The sequence below is a fragment of the Rhodococcus sp. 1168 genome (assembly GCF_002091955.1).
GTDB lineage: Bacteria > Actinomycetota > Actinomycetes > Mycobacteriales > Mycobacteriaceae > Rhodococcoides.
In genome coordinates this window covers 113,747-132,159 of sequence record NZ_MKKY01000035.1, presented here as the reverse complement: position 1 = coordinate 132,159, position 18,413 = coordinate 113,747, and the positions used below count along the sequence as shown (strand labels likewise).

General features: G+C 63.0%; 13 protein-coding genes and 1 pseudogene. 8 read left to right on the top strand and 6 right to left on the bottom strand.

Annotation, left to right across the window (positions count from 1 at the left end):
- Together BJI47_RS05025 and BJI47_RS24435 are read left to right on the top strand one after the other, a co-directional pair.
- Positions 1–924: IS3 family transposase (locus BJI47_RS05025; protein WP_088942194.1), on the top strand; the 924-nt coding region annotated here is incomplete at its 5' end.
- 54 nt (positions 925–978) lie between these two features.
- Positions 979–1,401: pseudogene (locus tag BJI47_RS24435) on the top strand (hypothetical protein); the annotation flags it as partial.
- Positions 1,402–2,075: 674 nt separating this feature from the next.
- Here BJI47_RS24435 and BJI47_RS05015 read toward each other — a convergent pair.
- Entirely contained in the window at positions 2,076–3,719 is a 1,644-nt protein-coding gene (locus tag BJI47_RS05015; protein ID WP_088942685.1) for a sigma-54-dependent Fis family transcriptional regulator, read from the bottom strand.
- Between the two features lie 300 nt (positions 3,720–4,019).
- On the opposite strand from BJI47_RS05015, the gene BJI47_RS05010 reads away from it, so the two are divergent.
- From BJI47_RS05010 to BJI47_RS04985, 6 genes are all read left to right on the top strand, one after another.
- Complete coding sequence (locus BJI47_RS05010; RefSeq protein ID WP_088942684.1) at positions 4,020–5,474, top strand: aldehyde dehydrogenase family protein; 1,455 nt, start codon at positions 4,020–4,022, stop codon at positions 5,472–5,474.
- A gap of 113 nt (positions 5,475–5,587) precedes the next feature.
- The gene (locus BJI47_RS05005) at positions 5,588–6,700 is read left to right on the top strand and encodes an NDMA-dependent alcohol dehydrogenase (RefSeq protein ID WP_088942683.1); all 1,113 of its coding nucleotides are present in this window, start codon (positions 5,588–5,590) and stop codon (positions 6,698–6,700) included.
- 99 nt (positions 6,701–6,799) lie between these two features.
- Positions 6,800–7,699 carry a hypothetical protein gene (locus tag BJI47_RS05000; protein ID WP_088942682.1) on the top strand — a complete coding sequence of 300 codons (900 nt, stop codon included), beginning with the start codon at positions 6,800–6,802 and terminating at the stop codon, positions 7,697–7,699.
- A gap of 136 nt (positions 7,700–7,835) precedes the next feature.
- Positions 7,836–8,612, top strand: a complete 777-nt coding sequence (locus BJI47_RS04995) for an enoyl-CoA hydratase-related protein (RefSeq protein WP_088942681.1) — start codon at positions 7,836–7,838, stop codon at positions 8,610–8,612.
- Entirely contained in the window at positions 8,605–10,527 is a 1,923-nt protein-coding gene (locus BJI47_RS04990) for an AMP-binding protein (RefSeq protein ID WP_088942680.1), read from the top strand. The genes BJI47_RS04995 and BJI47_RS04990 overlap by 8 nt, the downstream gene beginning before the upstream one ends.
- Positions 10,528–10,583: 56 nt before the next feature.
- Positions 10,584–11,585, top strand: a complete 1,002-nt coding sequence (locus BJI47_RS04985) for an acryloyl-CoA reductase (RefSeq protein WP_088942679.1) — start codon at positions 10,584–10,586, stop codon at positions 11,583–11,585.
- 113 nt (positions 11,586–11,698) lie between these two features.
- Here BJI47_RS04985 and atzF read toward each other — a convergent pair whose 3' ends face one another.
- Genes atzF through BJI47_RS04960 form a run of 5 tightly spaced genes read right to left on the bottom strand, consistent with a single transcriptional unit; the run spans position 11,699 to position 18,400 of the window.
- Complete coding sequence (gene atzF, locus BJI47_RS04980) at positions 11,699–13,414, bottom strand: allophanate hydrolase (protein WP_088942711.1); 1,716 nt, start codon at positions 13,412–13,414, stop codon at positions 11,699–11,701.
- Entirely contained in the window at positions 13,401–15,428 is a 2,028-nt protein-coding gene (locus BJI47_RS04975; RefSeq protein ID WP_088942678.1) for a 5-oxoprolinase/urea amidolyase family protein, read from the bottom strand. Before BJI47_RS04975 ends, atzF begins: the two co-directional genes overlap by 14 nt.
- Positions 15,425–16,051, bottom strand: a complete 627-nt coding sequence (locus BJI47_RS04970) for an urea amidolyase associated protein UAAP2 (RefSeq protein ID WP_088942677.1) — start codon at positions 16,049–16,051, stop codon at positions 15,425–15,427. The genes BJI47_RS04975 and BJI47_RS04970 overlap by 4 nt, the downstream gene beginning before the upstream one ends.
- The gene (locus BJI47_RS04965; RefSeq protein ID WP_088942676.1) at positions 16,048–16,845 is read right to left on the bottom strand and encodes an urea amidolyase associated protein UAAP1; all 798 of its coding nucleotides are present in this window, start codon (positions 16,843–16,845) and stop codon (positions 16,048–16,050) included. The genes BJI47_RS04970 and BJI47_RS04965 overlap by 4 nt, the downstream gene beginning before the upstream one ends.
- A 4-nt stretch (positions 16,846–16,849) precedes the next feature.
- Positions 16,850–18,400, bottom strand: a complete 1,551-nt coding sequence (locus BJI47_RS04960; RefSeq protein ID WP_088942710.1) for an amino acid permease — start codon at positions 18,398–18,400, stop codon at positions 16,850–16,852.
- Positions 18,401–18,413 lie beyond the last annotated feature (13 nt).

Sequence of the window (18,413 nt, the reverse complement as noted above, 5' to 3'; positions counted from 1 at the left end):
GTCCGCGTACTTCGCAGCCAATCAACAAAAGTAGAGCTCTACACGTTGATGGCCGCGGAGTACGCGAACTCCGCAGTTCACCGGATGGCGCGCCTGCTCGAGGTGTCGACCTCCGGCTTCTACAAGAACCAAGGACGCAGTGTGACAACCCGATTGGCAGAGCGAGAGCAGCGTAGAGCCGATCTGGAGATCAAGATCCTCGCGATCCACCAGGAGTCGAAAGGCGTGTACGGGGCACCGCGCATCACCGCCGAACTCCACGACCGAGGCGAGGTGATCACCGAGAAAACTGTCGCCAAGATCATGCGATCGCTCGGTGTCGTCGGCATCAGTCCGCGCACGTTCAAGGTCCGCACCACCGTGGTCGATCCGTTCGCCTCGTTCCCTGATGATCTGGTCCAGCGCCGTTTCGATCAGGGTGAACTCGATGCGGTGTGGACTTCGGACATAACGTATCTGACCTGCGGGGAGGGGGATATGTACCTGTGCGCGATCAAGGACGAGCACTCGAAGAAGGTTCTCGGATGGGCCGTGGCCGATCACATGCGCACCGAGCTGGTTGTCGAAGCGTTGGAGATGGCGGTCGCCGAACGTGGCGGCGATGTCGCGGGAACAATCATGCACTCGGACAGGGGATCTCAGTACACTGCTGACATCATGAAGCAGGCGTGTGAACGGTACGGGTTGCGGCGTTCGATGGGTGAAACCGGTCAATGCTGGGACAACGCCGGCGCCGAAAGTCTGTGGTCGACGTTCAAGCACGAGTACTACTACCGGCACACCTTCGTTCATGCCACTGAATTGGTTGCTGCAGTTGACAACTGGATGAACTTCTACAACACTCGCCGTAGGCACTCCACGATCGGGATGCTCAGCCCCACCACGTACGAACAGTCACTGATCGCGCCCATCATGGCCGCGTGACCACTGTCCACTTTTCGGGGGGAACCTCATTCGACGAGGATGACTACCCCGTTGGTTCTCGATGCGATTGAGCACGCGATCTGGACGAGACGACGTGAAGGCATCACGGATCTGTCGGGACTGATTCACCACCACGACCGCGGCTCTCAATACTCCCCCGCAAGCGGGAGGGCCCCACCCGATTGCCTTCACCGAGCGGCTGACCGAGGCCGGCTTCGATGCCTCGATCGGAACAACCGATGACAGCTACGACAACGCCCTCGCGGAGAATAAACGGCCTGTACAAGACCGAGCTGATCAAGCCGCAGGGACCGTGGTGAACAGTCGAACACGTAGGAATCGCCACGTTGGAATAGGTGGACTGGTTTGGGTCACCGCAGATTATACGAGCACTGCGGGGACATCCCACCAGCCGAACTCGAAGCGCTCTATTACGGTGAACACAGAACTCAGCGCATCGCGGAGTTTGCAAACTAGAAAGTCTCCGGACTTACCGGGGTGATTCACCCAACTGAACTCGTCGAGCTTGAACGGATGCTTGTGAAGTAGCCGGTGGCAGAGCAGGGACTGCAAATCATTGACGGTGCTTGGTCCGTGTGACTCGCGTGGTGCCGGACGAGGCAAAGAACGACCATATCGATTCCGCAGGTCGATTCCGCAGGTTTCGCATCTCTGTCAGCGGTGCAAGAAAAATCACCCAGAGACGACCGAGGATGCGGGGCGTTCTTCGAGTGGGCTGTGAGTCATTTTGTTGTGCAGGTGAATTCAATGATCGAACGGCCATGCTTACAATGTGATCCGCCGCTACCGATGCGCCGGTAGCGGGGAAGTGCGAGGCCAAGGCACCAGCAACCTTTGAACCACATGCGAAGCCTTCACCCGGTGGCTCGCGGGTTGAACCACCATGTCGCGAGGCATGCCTTCGCATCCGCAGCGACGGCAAGACTGTATCGGCTCGACGACTCGCCACGCCAGCGGAACGGGGTCGGCGTCGAGGCGACAGAGTGCGATCAGGCCGGGGTGGGTGAGGAGTCCGTCGGGTCTGGCGAACCCCGGAAAACTCGGAGAGCATCGGGCCTGAATTCGCGTACTAGTGCTCCACTGAATTGCGAGATCCAAGGGGTCGATGTGGGACACAACAAGTTACAAAGTTATCCGATGATCCCGTACTCCTTGATGTGGTGGTAGAGGGTGCTGCGACTGATTCCGAGATACTCGGCGGCGTGCGCCTTGTTACCGTGACAGCTTTCCAACGCCCTGATGATTGCGTCACGGCTGGCCTGCTGCCACGGGGTCATCGACTTGGTGGTGGACTTCATCCGCAACTCCGTGGGCAGATCGGCGACGTCGATGAGCGCTCCCCGCAAGCGCACCATGGAGCGGAGCATGGTGGACAACTCCCGGTGGTTACCCGGCCAAGAATAGGATTCGAGTACGCGAGTCGCTTTCGAGGTGAAGCGGTAGCGCACGCCCGGACCCGCCAACTCGTTGAGTGTGGTGAGCAGTTCCGAGCGCTGCTCGCGCAAGGTCGGCAAGTCCAGACGACGCTCGAAGAGGTCCAGCATTCGAGCGCTGTCGGTGTCCGAGATCGTGATCGCAGCCAAAATGCGCGGCGCGCCGACGAAGAGCAGGTTTTCGACGAGCGCCTGCGATAGGGCGGACAGCTGGTCCAAGTTGTCGATGACGAGTAGATCGTGGCAGGGCCCGTCGGCCAGAGCGCGCAGCTTCGCCTCGACCTCGGTCTTGTCCGATGAGCGCCCGTCGATGGTGCAGTGCGACTGAGTACCGGCTGCCTCCCGCAGTGCAGTACTGCGACCGGTACCTGACTCTCCGACGATCACCCCTGAGGCGGTGTCGGTGCGAAAATCGTCGAGCCACTGGCGCAGGCGGCTCCAACGGCGCAGCGGCTCTGCGGTGCGCGGGACCATCGGTCGCTGTCTGCTCTGCACCCGAATCAACACCCCGTCCGAGTCTCCGACCAGTTCGATGTCCAACTGGGCGGTACGCCCGCTGGTCAGCTCGATTTCGGTGCGTGTGGACCCGCGCAACCCGTCTGCAAGTTGTTGCAGCCAGGCAAGATCGGTCGAGGACAGCACTCGCGCGGCAGCCGAGCTCTGCAACACCATGGATCGCGACACGGCCACCACCATCGCGGCAGGATGCTGAGCGGCTCCCTCGAAGGCGCGGATCACCGATTGAGCCCTGCTGCCGACGCTGCGTTTGATGTTTCGTTGGATGTCGGCGATCGCCGAGTCGACGAACGGTCGCATCAAGGCCGACTCGGCACCGGCATCGCTCATGATGTCCAGCACACCCACCAGCTGGCCGTTGAGCGGGCTGAAGATGGGGCGGCCGTAACAGCTGTAGTTGTGCAGGCCCTCCACGTAATGCTCTGGGCCGCGAACGAACAGCGGTTCACGAGTCACGAAGGGGGTGGCCAAGGCATTGGTTCCGGTGGTGTCCTCTCGCCAGAGAGCGCCAGGGGTGGCACCGATGCGCGTGACCACCGAGTCGATCTGATAGCAGCCGTTGATTGTTGCCAACATCTCGGCCTTCGCGCCGACCAGCATCACCGACAGTCGTTCGCCGTCGATTTCGTTGCGTACCCGGTCGAGAACCGGGGCGGCTGAGCGAAAGAGCCGGCTCTCTGTGTCCACGCTGTCGGATGTGGGCGGATCCATGGGCTTGGACGGATCGAGACCCGCCTGCTGAGAACGCGCCCAGGATGCCTGCAGGTTGCGGCCCTCCAGGCTCGCGGAGAACGTTGCGAACGCACGCTCGACACTGTCGACCATTGCATCAGACCTCTTATCAACTCAGGCGGAGGCTATCCAGCGAGCGGCCGGGCACTTCCTACGCGGTGCGCCCGACTGTGAAACCGATCACTGGCAATGGTTCATACCGTAGCCGAACGGACGGGCGACAGACCCCCGGTGTGCAGATGTACGGATCACGGACAAATAGCTGTGACGGAAGTCGCAATGATGATCTTGGCGCTCTTCCCAGTCCGATTGTCGGGCCACTGACCCGCTGGAAGGCACACACGGTAACGGCCCTCCCCGTTGATACATGCAACAACATTCGAGAGGATTCTGATGACCTCACTACTCACACCCAACACCGCACTGAGCTTCGATCTGTCATCCAAGAGGTACGGCCAGCTGATCGACGGCCGACTGGTCGACGGCGCTGACGAGATGCCGGTGTTGGATCCGGGTACTGCGGCGAGAATTGCGACCACTCCGGTCGCGTCGTCCGAGCAGCTGGACCAGGCAGTGCAGGCCGCTCGACGCGCCCTGCCCGGCTGGGCGGCTCTCGGATACGACGAGCGCAGCAAGGTTTTGCACGCAGTGGCAGATGTGCTGGCCGCTCACCACGAAGAACTCGCGCAACTGACCACGCTCGAACAGGGAAAGCCGATCGGCGAGGCCCGTGACGACGTGGCGTGGTCCATCGATTTCACTCGCTACTTTGCTGACTACCGCCTCGACACCGAGATCCTGCGCGACGACGCGTCGAGCTACGTGGAGTTGCGCCGCAGGCCGGTCGGTGTGGTCGGAGCGATCACGCCATGGAACTTCCCACTGTTCCAGGCTGTCTACAAGTTGGCTCCGGCACTGATCGTCGGCAACACGATGGTCCTCAAGCCCTCACCGACCACCCCACTTGCCACCATGCACTTCGCCGAGCTGGTGCGTGAGGTGATCCCGGCCGGTGTGTTCAACGTCGTCGGTGATGGCGGAGACCTCGGTCCTCTGCTCACCTCTCACGAGGGAATCGACAAGGTGTCGTTCACCGGCTCTACGGTGACCGGTAGACGAGTCATGGCTGCGGCCGGCCCCACCCTCAAGCGCCTCACCCTGGAACTCGGCGGCAACGACGCGGCAATCGTGCTGGACGACGCCGATATCGAGAAGACCGCCGACGGTCTGTGCAACTGGGCCTTCGCCAACGCCGGTCAGGTATGCGTGTCCATCAAACGGATCTACGCGCCGTCCTCGCTCTACGAGCCGTTGGTCGAAGCGCTCGCCCAGCGCGTGTCTGCACTGACCGTCGGCCACGGCCTCGACCCGCTGACCCAGCTCGGTCCGGTACAGAACGAGATGGCCTTCCAGAAAGCACGCGAAGCGCTGGAGGTGGCTGCACGGGACGGCCGAGTCGTGGCCGGCGGTGAAGTGCTCGACCAGCCCGGTTACTACGTGCAGCCCACGCTGGTGCGCGATCTGGACGAGAAAAGTCCCCTGGTTCGCGAAGAGACCTTCGCCCCGATCCGCTCGGTGATGCCCTACGACGATCTGGACGACGCGATCGAGCGCGCGAACGACACCCAGTACGGCCTGGGTGGCTCGGTGTGGGGCAGCGATGTGGAGCGCGCGATCGAGGTCGGCGCTCGATTGAACGTCGGCACGAGCTGGATCAACCACCACTTCCAGCTCACCCCGGACGTGCCGTTCGGTGGCGTGAAGCAGTCCGGTCTGGGTGCGGAGTTCGGCCGGAGCGGAATCGAAGAGTTCACCAACGTTCACGTTGTGAACCTCAAGCGCTCCTAGCAGACGCGTCACCAACATCCTCGACGGCGCATGTGCGCTGCCGCCGAAGAACAAAACAGAACTTCCGAGCCGCTCCCACCCGGGAGTGGCCGCGGCCAACCGAAGGAACCGAAATGAAAACCCTCGCAGCTGTCGTCATCGAGCCGGGCAAGCCCATCGAGATCGAAGAGCTCACGCTCGAAAAGCCCGGCCCCAACGAAGTGCTGATCCAGTACCTCTACGGCGGCCTGTGTCACTCCGATGTACACATCTCCATCGGGGACACGATCGCCCGCCTTCCGATGGTTCTCGGCCACGAGGGCGCGGGAATCATCCAAGAAGTCGGGCCGGGCGTCACCAGGGTCAAGCCGGGCGACCACGTCGTCTGCTCGTTCACCCCTACCTGTGGCCGGTGCAAGTACTGCGCAACTGGACGTAGCTCGGTCTGCGACATGAACGCCGCAATGCTCGATGGCCACCTGGAAGGCCCTCGCTGGCCCATCAGCGGGCCCCGCGGAACGTACGGCGCAATGTGCACCCTGGGCACCTTCAGCCAGTACAACGTGATCAACCAGTACTCGGTCGTCAAGGTCGACGACGACATCCCCCTCGACAAGGCCGTACTGGTCGGCTGCGGTGTTCCCACCGGCTGGGGTTCGGCTGTGTACGCCGCAGAGACCAAGCCCGGTGACGTCGTTGCCATCTTCGGTATCGGCGGCATCGGCATCAATGCCGTGCAGGGAGCCAAGCATGCCGGCGCTCAGCACATCATTGCCATCGACCCGCTGAAGAACAAGCGCGACAAGGCAATCGAACTCGGTGCCACCCTGGCCTTCGAGACCGCTGCCGAGGCCAAGACGGCCATCGACGACCTGACCAACGGACAGGGTGGCGATTCGGCGATCATCACCACGGACCTGATCACCGACCAGCAGGTCAGCGACGGGCTGTCGATGATCGGACGCTGCGGTGTCATGGTGCTCACTGCGCTCAACCGTATCGACGAGGTGACCGTCAAGGTGCCGAGTACCGAGATGAGCTACTTCCGCAAGACCATCAAGGGCTCGCTCTTCGGCGATTGCAACCCGGCCTACGACATTCCGAAGCTCATTCGCATGTACGTCGACGGCAAGCTCGAGCTCGACGGGCTGATCACCAAGGAGTACAGCCTCGATCAAGTCAACGAGGGCTACGCCGACTTGTTGGCAGGCAAGAACATTCGCGGAATCATCAAGCACCAGCACTGACCGCTACCCGGCCACGCGGTGGTGGCAGCGCCATGTAGACGGTGCTGCCACCACCGCGTATCCGGCTGTCTCCGTGACACTACGACTGAAGGGCTTCACATGACGCTCACACTGAGTGAGTTCGTCGGCGCCGCGGGTGGCGGCGCCTTGGGAGCGGCACTGGGTGCGCTGGGGGGCTTCGCCCTGATGGGTGTCATCGTCGTGGTCGCCACCCTGCTGGCATCGGTCGATCCGGACACCACGCTGGTCGGGGGCCTCGCTTTCGGTCCCGTTTTCGGCCCCCATGTGATGTTCGCCAGCGGTGCAGCGGCCGCCGCTTATGCCACCTACATCCGTCGTCACGACTCTGCGCGTGATATCGCGCAGCCGCTGATCACGTATAACAACATGTCCATCGTTGGTGTCGGCGCTTTATTCGGCGTGCTGGGCCAGTTCCTGGCTCGCCTTGCCGGTAGTGTCCCTGCCGTCCATACCTCTGATGGCAAAGAAATTGCGATGATGGATTCGCTCGCGGTCAGTGTGGTGCTCACTGCGCTGATCGCCGCCGCCCTATGGGCGCGCAAGCCCGCTGCCATACGCCAACAATGGCTGCCCTGGCAGCACAATGCCGCCGCGGTGCTCACTATCGGCGCCGTCGCCGGCGCGGTGGCCGGATCGGTCTATCTAGCCTGGCCGGAGGAGTCCCGGCCGATGGCAGGCCTGTTCCTTTACGGCGCGTCAGCGCTTACACTGCTCGCTCTCGTCTTCGGTAAAGCGGTGCCGGTGACCCACCACATCACGCTGCCCGCGGCGTTGACCGCCGGCGTCGCTGCTGCGCACACCGACGAGGCCACGCTGATTCTGCTCGCCGCCGTCGGCTCAGGCCTCCTCGCCTCGGTGCTCGCAGAAGTCTGGGCGAGACTGGTCCTGGAGCGCTGCCGTATGCACCTGGACCCGCCGGCTGTCGCCATTGCGATCATGGCAACCTTGCTGGCCCTCATTCAGCTCGGGATTGGTTGACGCGGACACCATCGAGCCGTGAGCCGGGCAGCTCGGCCCGGATGGTGAATGCAGACCACCCGTGAAGAAAATCGCAGCCATGCAAAGAATTCGGTGCATTTTGCACATACGCGACCAGAAAGAAGTCTGTGAACCAATGGCCAATTTCGACACTCTCACCCTGACCGTCGACGACGATGGCATCGCCCAACTGACCTTGGACCGGCCGGAAGCGCTGAACGCTCTGAACTCAGCGATGATGACCGAATTCTCCAAGGCACTGCGCGAGGCAACCCGATCCGGTGCGCGCGTGCTGGTGCTGACTGGCAACGGCCGCGCTTTCGCTGCCGGCGCGGACATCGCCGAGATGCGCGACCAAACTTTCGGAAGCATGAACGACGCCAACCACCTCGCCTTATGGGAAGGACTAGCCGACCTGCCCATCCCGACCATCGGCGCGGTAAACGGGTTCGCGCTCGGGGGCGGCTGCGAAATCGCCATGATGTGCGACATTCTCATCGCCGGCGCGAGTGCGTCCTTCGGCCAGCCGGAGATCGCACTGGGCATCATCCCTGGGATTGGTGGAACGCAAAGGCTGACCCGAATCGTGGGCAAAGCCCAGGCGATGGACCTGATCCTTACCGGGCGCCGAATCGATGCCGACGAAGCCCACCGGATTGGTCTGATCAGCCGCGTTGTCCCCGACGATGAGGTAGTCGAGCAGGCTCGTGTCATCGCCCGGCAGATAGCCGGATTCTCTCCGCGTGCGGCGCGGGCGGCCAAAGAATGTGTCCTGCGGGCCGACCAGACCTCGCTGGCGGAGGGTTTGCTCTTCGAACGTCGCTGGTTCCATTCGCTTTTCGCGTTCAGTGACCAGACCGAAGGCATGACAGCTTTCCTGGAGAAGCGTCCGGCCAGGTTCCTCGATGCCTGAGCGCGACGCGGCCGCACCGCTCAAGATTTACACCGCGACGATGGATGACGCCAGCCGGGACCCGGGCGACTTCTGGATGACAGCGGCACGTGCAATCACCTGGATCGATGAGCCGAAGCGTCCCTATGAGGAGAACCCGAACGGCCTGGTCGATTGGTTCCCAGGGGCGACTCTCAATACCGCGTACAACGCCCTGGATCGGCATGTCGACGCTGGTCGCGGTGATGCGCCGGCACTCGCGTACATCTCGGCCGCTACCGGCCAGGAGTACGTCTACAGCTACCGTGAGCTTCTCGAGCAGGTATCGCGGGCGGCAGGCGCCCTCGCCGGCCTGGGCGTGGGCCGGGGCGACCGGGTCCTGATCTACCTGCCGATGATTCCCGAAGCGGTCATCACGATGCTGGCCTGTGCGCGCCTGGGTGCCGTACATGCAGTGGTCTTCGGCGGCTTCGGCGCGGCCGAGCTCGCCTCCCGCATCGATGACGCGCGGCCGGCCGTCATCGTCACTGCGACCGGTGGCCTGGAGCCCGGCCGAATCGTGCCCTACCTGCCGTTGCTCGACGCCGCGCTCACTGAGGCGCAACACCGTCCCGGGAACGTCGTCGTGGTGAACCGACCACAGATCGAGCCCCCCGCTGGGCGCGGGGTCGACTGGCCGGAACATGGATGGACCGAACTGCTCGAGGCTGCCGAGCCGGCTAGCTGCGTCCCGGTCGTTGCTACCGATCCGCTGTACATCTTGTACACATCCGGCACCACCGGGAAGCCGAAGGGGATCGTCCGTGACAACGGCGGCCACGCCGTCGCCATGCAGTGGTCGATGAAGCATGTCTACGGCATCGAGGCCAGCGACGTCGTCTTCGCCGCCAGTGACATCGGCTGGGTGGTGGGGCACTCCTACATCGTCTACGCGCCACTTCTAACCGGTGCCACCACCGTGCTGTTCGAGGGCAAACCGGTTGGCTCCCCCGACGCCGGAGTCTTCTGGGACATCATCGAGCGGTATGGCGTCAACGTGCTGCTCACCGCGCCCACTGCGATGCGGGCGATCCGGCGAGAAGATCCGCAGGCTGCTCTGCTCGTTCGGCGGGACCTGCACACGCTGCGCGGAATTTTTCTCGCGGGAGAGCGATTGGACCCCGACACCCAGCGGTGGCTCGGCCAGGTGCAGTCCGCTCCGGTGATCAACAACTGGTGGCAGACCGAGACGGGCTGGCCGGTGGTGTCGAACTTCCTCGGCCTGACTTACTTTCCGCCCAGACTAGGTGCATCGACAAAGCCGGTCCCCGGTTTCGTCGTGGCGATCCTCGACAGCGACGGGAACGAGGTCGAGTCCGGGCAGGAAGGTGCTGTGTGCCTGCGGTTGCCGTTGCCGCCCGGCTTCATGACCAACGTGTGGGGTGATGAAGCCCGCCTGGCGAAGGCATATCTGAACCAGCACCCCGGATACTATGACTCCGGGGACGGCGGCCATATCGACAAGGACGGGTACGTATACATTCTCGGCCGCACTGACGACGTGATGAACGTCGCCGGGCATCGGATGTCGTCGGGACAGATCGAGGCGGCCATAGCCGAACATCCGGGTGTTTCCGAATGCGCGGTCGTTCGGGTCAGCGACTATCTCAAAGGGCAGCGTCCTTATGCAGTCGTCGTGCCGGAGCTCGACCACGTGGACCGGGTCGAAGAACTGCGCACGCAGATCCAAGAGCTGGTCCGTCATCAGGTCGGACCGATCGCCTCACTGGGCGGCATCGACATCGTTGCCGCTCTACCCAAGACACGTTCAGGGAAGATAGTGCGCCGTTGTCTGCGACAGATCCTCGACGGAGACAAGCCTGATATTCCACCGACTATCGAAAACGCTTCGGTCGTCGACGATCTGATATCCACACTCAAAGCAACAAATCGCTGAATCGGTCCCCGCACGAGACCACATCGAAATCGAATATCCAAGGAGGAAACGCTTCAATGTCCACTTACCTCGCCCTTACCGCCGTCCTCACCGATGGAACCATCCATCCGGAGGTCCGAGAGCTCGAGCAGCAGGCCCTCGGAGCCGATGAGCTACGCATCCAAGTCCGCTATTCCAGCATCAACTTCAAAGACGCTCTCGCCTTCACTCCCGGAGGCGGCGTCGTTCGTGAGTATCCGATCGTCCCCGGCATCGACATCGCTGGTGTCGTCTCCGAATCAACCTCGCCGGACTTCCAGGTCGGCGACAATGTGATCGCCCACGGATACGGGATTGGAACCGCCCGTGACGGCGGTTACGCGCAGGAGGCCGTCGTGCCGGCGGCATGGACTGTGAAGCTCGACAGACTCACGCTGCGGGAAGCTGCCACCATCGGCACCGCCGGCTTCACCGCCGCGATGAGCGTGGCCGCAATCCTCGAATGGGGCGTCACCCCCGACTCCGGTCCGGTCGTCGTCACCGGCGCTACAGGTGGCGTCGGATCGACGAGCATCGATCTGTTGTCGGCGAAGGGCTTCGAAGTGGTTGCCTCGTCCGGTAAGCCAGATGCCACGCCGCGCCTGCATGAACTGGGTGCCACCGAGGTGATCGGCCGCCTACCGCTGGACCCGGACGCCAAACGTAGGCCGCTGGGTCGGAGCCGGTGGGCCGCAGCCGTCGACTGCGTCGGCGGCGCAGCCCTTGCCGATATTCTGAGCACCATGAATTACGGTGGAGTCGTCACCGCCAGCGGGTTGAACGGCGGTATCGCTCTCGAGACCACAGTGATGCCGTTCATTCTGCGAGGGGTGGGTCTGCTCGGTATCGACTCGGTACAAATGATGATCGCCTCCCGTCGCGCGCTTTGGCAGCGAATCGAAAGCGAGCTCAAGCCGCGCAACCTGCAAAGCATCTGCGTCGAGGTTCCAATCAGCGAGGTCACGACAGTGGTGGACGCACTACGGCGCGGTGAGTTCACGGGTCGCGCCGTCATCGACATCAGCGAGAGGTGGACATGACACTGGTGCGGGGTCAACGGACAACGGGCTGTGCTGTGGGCGCCCACGCTGAGAGCGCGCACCCTTTTTCCAAAGCTGCTCGCTACATCTGCGTCCGAGCACGGCCGTTCGGTTTACAACAAGGGTGCGCGGTCCAACGAGCCACCGCTCACCGAAGCCATGTACGCCCGCCAACCACCGAACTCGGTGACGTCGATGCCTGCTTCGCCCGCTTCGTGCGAGCAGCAGAAGCCGGTGACCCAGCGCCCGTCGGACAGCTCGACCGACGTCAGACCCATCGGTGCGGGCAGAGCGGCCAAGAAGGTTCCGAGTCCGGCGGCGGACATTCGATAGAGCTCGCCGACAATTGCCGAACCCTCCCCTGTGTGGTGGCGCACCAAGCCCGGTTTCGCGGGCGTCGTTCCCAGGTCGACCATGCGGTAGGCGTCGGATGTGTGGACTTCGCCGAGGTATCGCGCGCCGCGATCGGTCAGTTGATGGTGAACCGGAAAGCCTTCGAGATGTGCACCGACAACGAGTACGTCATGGCCGTCGGTGACGAGCGACGGCGAAGGTGTTCCGATGAGTCGCGCAGCAAGGTCGATGGCGATCTGGTCGTGAAACTCGGGTACGACGAACATGACCCCGAACGGGGCACCACTCCTCGTGGGGGTGCCGGGGACAGCGACGGCGGCCATGTTCAACAGATTGCAGAAGTTGGTGAAGGTACCCATTCGCCGGTTGATGGACACTGGATCAGCCTGAACCGCAACAATTGTCGGATGCTCGGTGGTGGTCGGCAGTAGCAGTCCGTCGAACCCGTCGAGCAACGCTACCGCGAACCGCTTCGTGCGTTCGAGAACAGAGACATCGTCGACGTATCGATGCGCCGACGGCTCGGCGGCATTCAGGATGATCTGCGCAACTGTCGGATCGCAACTGGACCTGTTCCTTTCGACGAAAGCACCTACGGCCGAGAATCGTTGCGCGACGATGGCACCGTCGTACAGTAGGGTGGCCGCGTCGAGCAATGGGGAAATGTCTATCTCGGAGTGCGTGAATCCCTTCGCTTCCAGACGAGACACCTGGCGATCGAATGCTTCTCGGTAATCTGGGCAAAGTTGCTCGAGATCTTCTGCTCGCGGAACGGCAATGTGAGGAACAGTGTTCGCAGACAACCGCACGTCCGCGGGCCAACGCCGGCTACGTGGGTCGGCGTCGTCGTAGCCGGTCATGACCTGCGTGGCCAGGGTCGCGGTCTCGAGGTCGACAGCGAGTACTGTCACGCAGTCGAAGTCGATACAGGCTGGGACGACGCCGGTCGTCGGGACGATTCCCGGGCTTGTCTTGACGCCGACGAGGCCGTGGAATGCAGCCGGGACCCGGCCGGAACCTGCTGTGTCGGTGCCGATGCCGATGTCTGCGATTCCGAGAGCGACGGCGACTGCCGACCCCGAACTTGATCCACCGGACACCCGCTCTAGATCCCAGGCGCAACGGACTGCGCCGTACGAACTTCTCGTCCCGACGAGACCGGTGGCGAACTGATCCAGGTTGGTCTTGCCGAGAATCACAGCGCCTTGCTCGACCAGTCGCGCTACGGCCGTGGCGGTGCGATCGGGAGTGTAGGCGAACTCCGGGCACGCTGCGGTGGTTGGCAGACCTGCAACATCGACGTTGTCCTTGACAGCCACCAGTAGCCCGGCCAGTGGGAGGGCAGTATCGACAGTTGCGGCATCGGCCAGTACGTCGTCCTCGTCGCGTAGGGTGATCCAGATTTCGGGTCGGTCCACCTCGGCAATGCGCTTGTACGCCTGTCGTACTCGCTCCGAAATGTCATGCTGCTGCATCGGAATCACCCCTTGTCGTGAACTCGCCTGCTGCGGACCACGCTGTACGTTCGGCGTCGAAGGCGACTGCCTGCGAGGCCCTGAACTTCTCGATCGAGGAACTGTTCGACGCGAGGAATTGCTCGTGTTCGGCGAGTGAGAATTCACCGTCGACGATCTCGACACCTCCACCGCGTCCGGCCGAAGTGTCGGCGCGAAGGTCCAGCAGCTCCTCGGGTTCGACTGGGTACCAAGAGATTCGGTCGAAGAATCGCAGCAACCAGGGAGATTCGCGCTCGAACGGTCCGGACTGCTCCGGGTACCGGTGATTCCACACCTGCGTGGTCCGGCCGACGAACTGGTATCCGCCCGGGCCTTCCATGCCGTAGATGCACAGGTATGCCCCACCGATCCCGACGGCGTTCTCCGGTGTCCAGGTCCGCGCCGGGTTGTACTTGGTGGTGACCAGCCGATGCCTCGGATCGAGCGGAGTCGCAACGGGTGCGCCCAAGTAGACGTCGCCGAGACCGAGAACCATGTAGTCGGCCGCGAAGACGGTGTCGAAAACGTCTGCGACGGAATCGAGTCCGTTCATTCGTCGGATGAACTCGATGTTCCACGGGCACCACGGTGCATCCGCTCGCACGCCGTGCATGTAGCGCGCAATTGCTTCGCGGGTCGACGGGTCGTCCCAGGACAACGGCATCCGAACGGTACGGCTCGGGACCACGAGCTCCGAAGCGGCGGGTAGATCATCTTCCACCTCGGCCAACAGACCCATCACTGTGTCGATCGAAAGGACGTCCGGATCCACTTTGACCTGTAGCGAGCGGATGCCCGGTGTCAGGTCCAGCAGTCCCTTCGGGGATATCGCCTCGATGCGCTGGTGCAGTGCATGTGCGCGGGCGCGGAGCGCGAGGTCCAGCTTCATGTCCCCGTACTCCACGAGCACGTTGTCATCTCCCGAGCGGCGGTAGGTCACGGAAGTCTCTGCCTTGCGCCGGGCAAGGACGCCGTCGTCGCCGTCACCACCGCTCGAGAAGACGAACGGCAACGACGCGCGGCGTGCGACACCGAGCGCGCCGAGCGGAGCAGCGTGGGCTGCCCGCACGGGTACGAACCGGACCGTATCCCCCGCTTTGAGCTGCCCGAGCTTCCATCTTTCGGCCGCGACGACGGTGACCGGGCAGACGAATCCGCCGAGGCTGGGGCCGTCCGGGCCGAGCAGAATAGGGGTGTCGCCGGTGAAGTCGAGTGCGCCGACCGAGTAGGCATTGTCATGGATGTTCGACGGGTGAAGCCCCGCCTCGCCGCCGTCCGTGCGTGCCCACTCCGGTTTCGGCCCGATGAGTCGGACGCCGGTGCGATCGGAGTTGAAGTGAACCTCGTAGTCGGTGGCGAACAACGTGTCCAGGTCTGCGCGCGTGAAGAACTCCGGTGCCCCGTGCGGTCCCTCGGTGACGGCGATGCTCCACCTCGTCGTCAGTGCCGGTCGGTGTTCGGAAGGAATGCAAGTAATGCGTTCGGCGGCGTCGTTCGGCGTCGAAATTTCCAGAATGTCTCCCTCGCTGAGGGTTCCACCTCGGTGTCCACCGAATTTGCCGAGCGTGAACGTCGATGCACTACCCAGGTACGGTTCGACGTCGATGGTGCCTTGGACGAGCACGTACACGCGTAAGCCGGCACCGGTCGTCGTCCCCACATCGAGCGTCGCATTGGCCGGGACCAATACCGGACGCCACTGCGCCATGTCGACACCGTCGATGCGGACCCGAGCTTCGGCACCGGTGACGCACACCCAGGTATCGGTGTCGAAGCTCAGTGCTGGTCCAGCCATGGCAGATTCGAGTCCCGGTGCGCCCTCGGGGTTGCCGAGGGCCACGTTGCCGAGGCGGAACGAGAGGTCGTCCATCGGCCCTGACGGCGGCACCCCGACCTTCCAGTATCCGACGCGTCCGGGCCAGTCCTGAACCGTGGTCAGCATCCCCGGTCGCAGTACTGTCATCTTTGCTCGCGTGCTGTCGGTCGAGATCATGGCCGGGTCACGATCATGCGGACTGCGGTGGGGTCGAATCCGTTGCAAGGGTTGTTGATTTGCGGGCAGTTCGAGACGAGTACCAGGGTGTCGACCTCGGCTCGCAGCGTCAGTGATTTGCCAGGTGCCGACAACCCGTCGACGATTCCGAGTGTCCCATCGGCATCGACCGGTACATTCATGAAGAAGTTGATGTTGGACACCAGATCTCGCTTGCCGAGGCCCCACTTGGATCCTTCGGCCAGGAAGTTCTCGACGCAAGCGTGTTGATGTTGCGTGTGATGCCCGTACCGTAGTGTGTTCGATTCCTGTGAGCAGGCACCGCCGACCGTATCGTGATTGCCGACTTCGTCGGCCACGATCGTCATCAACGCCGTCGAATCATCGCTGCGCAGCACGCTGCCAGTGGTGAGAAAGAGATTCTGCTGCGCAACCACGGTTGCGGCCGCGCTATAGCGGATGGCGTGATCGTGCGCCGCGTAGACCAGCGTGTCGACGGCCTGGTTGCCGTGCAGATCGACGATGGTCAGCAGGTCGCCGGCCTTCACGACGGCAGACCATGGGCCGAAGGCGTCGGCGATCTGGTCCAGCACTATTGTGCTCGATTCGAGAGTGATTGTCATCGTGCGCCTTTCGCGTGTGTGGCGTTCCAAGCGTCTTCTGTGTTGGCGACAGCGCGAAGATACTCGGGGTCGGTGTTGGGCAGGTCGTCGAGCTCTTCCGATGCTTGCCAGGCCAGCACCTCGAGCGCTGTTGTGTCGAAACTCGGTGACGGATCGAGTGGGTGCGCGGTGTTGGCCAGCAGCACGACTACCGGCAGGTGGATGAGGAGGTCCACTTCGGTGCCGCATCCCGCGTTGCCCGTCGAGTGCAGGTGTCCGTCGGCTTCGACGCGTACACCGTGGAAGAACGAGATCGACGAGGGCAGGTCGCGTGGTTGAAGGCCGTTCTTGGCAGCTGCCACCGTGAGCAGTTCACGACCGGCAGACGATGCCCCGTGCAACGATCCGTCACCGTACTTGGTGCGATTGGTGGTCAGAGACGTTGTACCGCAGAGTGCGTCGTGCCGGGACGAACTGTCGGCGACGATCGTGGCGAGCACTCGTCCCTGATCCGAGAGCAATGGGTGCCCGATTCCGAGGTATGCGTTCCACGGAACTTTGACGGTATCCGCGGTATTGAGTCGCTCCCACGGGGCGTCTGCGCGGTACAGCAGCAGATTGGCACACGCGGCACCGTCGACGTCGCGCAGTCGTACTCGGGTGCCGCGAGCGAGAACTCTGGTGGTGTAGCTTCCGCCGGGTACCGATTCGGCCCAGGTGAGTTCGGTGACGCCGTCGGGGGCAGTCGGGGCGGAGACTTTCTCTGCCTGGCTCCGAGCATGTTCCCTGGCGGCGAGAGTGGTTGCGGTGCTCATGTCTTCAGGCTCCGATCGTGACTGGCTTGGGGTGTGTTCGGCCGCGCGGAAAGCAGGCGATTCCGGCCAGCACTACTGCGATCACCGTGAGCGGCGCCGCCCACTGCAGAAGCGGAAATTCACCGGTGGGATTGAAGATCTCGGCGCGCGGCCAGGAAAGATTGATCACCATCAGCCCGCCGTAGAGGACCGCGGCGATATTCACCGGGATACCGAACCTACCGAGGGTGAAGAACTTCTCCTCTGCAGAGATGGGCGTTGCCCGACGACCGCCGTGCGGCCATCCCTCGAGGCGTCGCATCAGCAGTGGCACGGTCACCATCAAGTAGGCCAGGTAGATCAGGACGATGCAGACGCTCGACAAGGTGGTGAAGATCGCCGAGTTACCTACGTTGACGGCAAGGATTGCCACACAGGCGAATCCGATCAGCACCGAGGGCGCGATAGGGGTGCCGGTGCGGGAGTTGACCTTGGAGAGAATGGTCGACGCGGGCAGACGGCCGTCGCGAGCCATGGAGAACATCAACCGTGATGCCGCTGTCTGGATCGCGAGGGTGCAGATGAAGACGGCGATGGCCACGTCGATCAGCAGTACCGTGCCCCACGGGGAGCTGAGGATGGAGTCGATGACATACGGAAGGCCCTGCGTCGCAAGGTTTCCGTCGGTGAGAGAAGGTGCGGCCATCAAAGCGCCGACGATCATCAGGCCACCGCCGAGAGCGGACGCGGAGAGTGCGAGCCGGATCGTGCGAGGTGCCACGCGTCGAGGATTGTGTGTCTCTTCGGCAAGTTCACCGGCTGAGCCGAAGCCGACCATGACGTATGCAGCCATGAGACCGGAGACGATCCAGGCCCAGATGTATCCTGAATCGGTGCCGGGTGCGCCGGTGTCGAAGACGACCTGAGGTCCGCGTTCGGCGTGCGTGAAGAAGACGAGAACGAGGGCGATGACGCCGACGATCTCGCAGGTGACACCGATGCTGTTGATCCGCGACATCCACTTGACGCCGATGCAGTTGATCGTGGTGGTGAGCACCAGGAGGATAGAACCGAGAATTACGGCGTTGGCGGCGCCGTCGGCGGAGGTCAGGGCTGTGTCTTCTCCGACGAACTGGAATCCGCTCCAGATGCTGGGCAGGACGACCTGCAGCGCGATTGCGGCTGCCGACGCCGTGACGATCTGCGCGATGATCATGAACCATCCGGCGAACCAACCGATGATTTCGCCACCCATGCGCCTGGACCATTGGTAGATGGCACCCGAAATGGGATATCGCGCAGCAAGTTCGGCGAAATTCAGTGCCACCATGAACTGGCCCAGAAACACCAGCGGCCAGGTGAAGAAGAACGCCGGGCCACCGAAGCTGAAGCCGAGGCCGAAGAGCTGGAAGATTGTGGTCAGAATCGATACGAACGAGAAACCGGCGGCGAACGACGCGTACTTGCCAAGACTGCGATGCAGTTGCTGGTCGTACCCGAGTGCGGCGAGGTCCGAGTGGTCGGTGCCGAACGACGGTGCCTTTTCCCCGGGCGAGGGCAGAGTAGTCGAGCTCATGTCTTTGTCTCCG

Coding starts and splice junctions, on each gene's coding strand:
- BJI47_RS04965 (WP_088942676.1), bottom strand. CDS start 16,845: ATGAGCACCGCAACCACTCTCGCCGCCAGGGAACATGCTCGGAGCCAG.
- BJI47_RS04995 (WP_088942681.1), top strand. CDS start 7,836: ATGGCCAATTTCGACACTCTCACCCTGACCGTCGACGACGATGGCATC.
- BJI47_RS04975 (WP_088942678.1), bottom strand. CDS start 15,428: ATGATCTCGACCGACAGCACGCGAGCAAAGATGACAGTACTGCGACCG.
- BJI47_RS05005 (WP_088942683.1), top strand. CDS start 5,588: ATGAAAACCCTCGCAGCTGTCGTCATCGAGCCGGGCAAGCCCATCGAG.
- BJI47_RS05010 (WP_088942684.1), top strand. CDS start 4,020: ATGACCTCACTACTCACACCCAACACCGCACTGAGCTTCGATCTGTCA.
- BJI47_RS04970 (WP_088942677.1), bottom strand. CDS start 16,051: ATGACAATCACTCTCGAATCGAGCACAATAGTGCTGGACCAGATCGCC.
- BJI47_RS04985 (WP_088942679.1), top strand. CDS start 10,584: ATGTCCACTTACCTCGCCCTTACCGCCGTCCTCACCGATGGAACCATC.
- BJI47_RS05015 (WP_088942685.1), bottom strand. CDS start 3,719: ATGGTCGACAGTGTCGAGCGTGCGTTCGCAACGTTCTCCGCGAGCCTG.
- atzF (WP_088942711.1), bottom strand. CDS start 13,414: ATGCAGCAGCATGACATTTCGGAGCGAGTACGACAGGCGTACAAGCGC.
- BJI47_RS05000 (WP_088942682.1), top strand. CDS start 6,800: ATGACGCTCACACTGAGTGAGTTCGTCGGCGCCGCGGGTGGCGGCGCC.
- BJI47_RS04960 (WP_088942710.1), bottom strand. CDS start 18,400: ATGAGCTCGACTACTCTGCCCTCGCCCGGGGAAAAGGCACCGTCGTTC.
- BJI47_RS04990 (WP_088942680.1), top strand. CDS start 8,605: ATGCCTGAGCGCGACGCGGCCGCACCGCTCAAGATTTACACCGCGACG.